Here is a 2,011-nt window from a genome sequence, read left to right as displayed (position 1 = left end):
CCGACCGCCGAGGCTACCCCCGCCGCCGAACCGGCGCCGGCGGCGCCCGCCCGGGTCTTCCGCCACGCGGTCTCGCTCATGGGCACGCCGAAATATCCCGCCGGCTTCGCCCATTTCGGCTACGTCAATCCAAAGGCCCCCAGAGGCGGCCAGGTGCGCCTCGCCGAGGACGGCACCTTCGACAGCTTCAACATCATCATCCCGCGCGGCACGCCAGCGGCGGGCATGGGCTACATCTACGACACGCTCATGACCTCCTCTTTCGACGAGGTGGCGAGCGAATACGGGCTGATCGCCGACGGCGTCGCCTATCCCGACGACTTCTCCTTCGTCACCTACCGCATCAATCCGAACGCACGCTGGCACGACGGCACGCCGATCACGCCCGAGGACGTGCTGTTCTCGTTCGAGGCGCTCACCAAGAACAATCCCAGCCAGCGCTTCTACTACAGCCACGTCACCAAGGCCGAGAAGACCGGCGACCGGGAGGTGACCTTCACCTTCGACCAGGCGGGCAACCGCGAGCTGCCGCAGATCGTCGGCCAGCTTATGATCCTGCCCAAGCACTGGTGGACCGGCACCGACGCCAACGGCAAGCCGCGCGATATCGCCCAGGGCACGCTCGAGCCGCCGCTCGGCTCCGGCGCCTACAAGATCAAGTCCTTCGCGCCCGGCCGCACGATCACGTACGAACGGGTGAAGAACTATTGGGCCGACACGCTCAACGTCAACGTGGGCAAGAACAATTTCGACGAGATCCGCTACGAGTATTTCCGTGACGACACGGTGATGCTGGAAGCCTTCAAGGCCGACCAGTACGACTTCCGCCAGGAAAGCTCGGCCAAGAACTGGGCCACCGCCTACGACTTTCCCGCCGTGCGCGACGGCCGCGTGGTGCTGGAGAAGTTCGAGGAGCGCGCCCGCGGCGTGATGCAGGCCTTCATCCCGAACCTGCGGCGCGAGAAGTTCAAGGACCAGCGGGTGCGCCGTGCTCTCAACTATGCGCTCGACTTCGAGGGCATGAACCGCACCTTGTTCTTCGACCAGTATATCCGCGTGAACTCGTTCTTCTCCGGCACCGAGCTCGCCTCCTCCGGACTGCCGCAGGGCCGCGAGCTGGACATCCTCAACACCGTGAAGGACAAGCTGCCGGAACAGGTGTTCACCAAGCCCTACACCAATCCCATCAACGACAGCGACGAGGCGCGCCGCAACAATCTGCGCGAGGCGGTGCGCCTGTTGAAGGACGCCGGCTGGACCGTGCGCGACGAGGTGGACCCGGCTAATCCGCCCGGTTTCTTCGAGAAGCTTCTGATCTCCGTGGGCCTGTCGCGGCCGGTGACGCACAAGGTGCTGCGCAATGCGGCGGGCGATCCCTTTACGCTCGAAATCCTGCTCCAGAGCCCGGCCATGGAGCGCGTCGCGGTGTTCTACCAGCCGGCGCTGGAGCGCCTCGGCATCAAGGTGACCATCCGCCTCGTGGATTCCTCGCAATACATCAACCGCATCCGCGCGCGCGACTTCGACATGATCGTTGCCGGCTGGGGCCAGTCGCTCTCGCCCGGCAACGAGCAGCGCTCGTTCTTCGGCTCGGAAAGCGCCGACCGCGAGGGCTCGCAGAACTATGCGGGCATCAAGAACCCGGCCGTCGACGCGCTGATCGACAAGGTGATCTACGCCACCGACCGCGAGGATCTCGTCGCCGCCACCCACGCCCTCGACCGGGCGCTGCTGTGGAACGAGTACGTCATCCCCGCCTGGACGCTGAACTACAGCCGCACCGCGCGCTGGAACCGCTTCGGCCACCCTGCGCCGCTGCCGACCTATTCCTTCGCCTTCCCGGAGGTCTGGTGGTTCGATCCCGCGCTCGCCACCAAGGCGGTGGCCAAGCCCTCGGACACGTCGGGAGCCGCCCAATGAGCCTCAGCCGCCGCGCGGTGCTCCGCCTCTTCCGCCCCTGCGGCGCCCGCCCGTCTTCTGCGTTCCCGGGGCGCGCGGGCCCAGCCTGCGG

General features: G+C 66.6%; 1 protein-coding gene. It reads left to right on the top strand.

The window, feature by feature from the left end; all coding sequences use genetic code 11:
• Positions 1 to 1,920, top strand: a 1,920-nt coding sequence (locus tag AC2W7M_RS24480) for an extracellular solute-binding protein (protein ID WP_486135629.1), incomplete at its 5' end; no start/stop codon positions are given.
• Between the last annotated feature and the right edge of the window lie 91 nt (positions 1,921 to 2,011).

This window comes from Xanthobacter sp. BG11Y11_SDJG (assembly GCF_057364445.1).
This window is presented reverse-complemented; position numbering and strand designations above follow the sequence as displayed.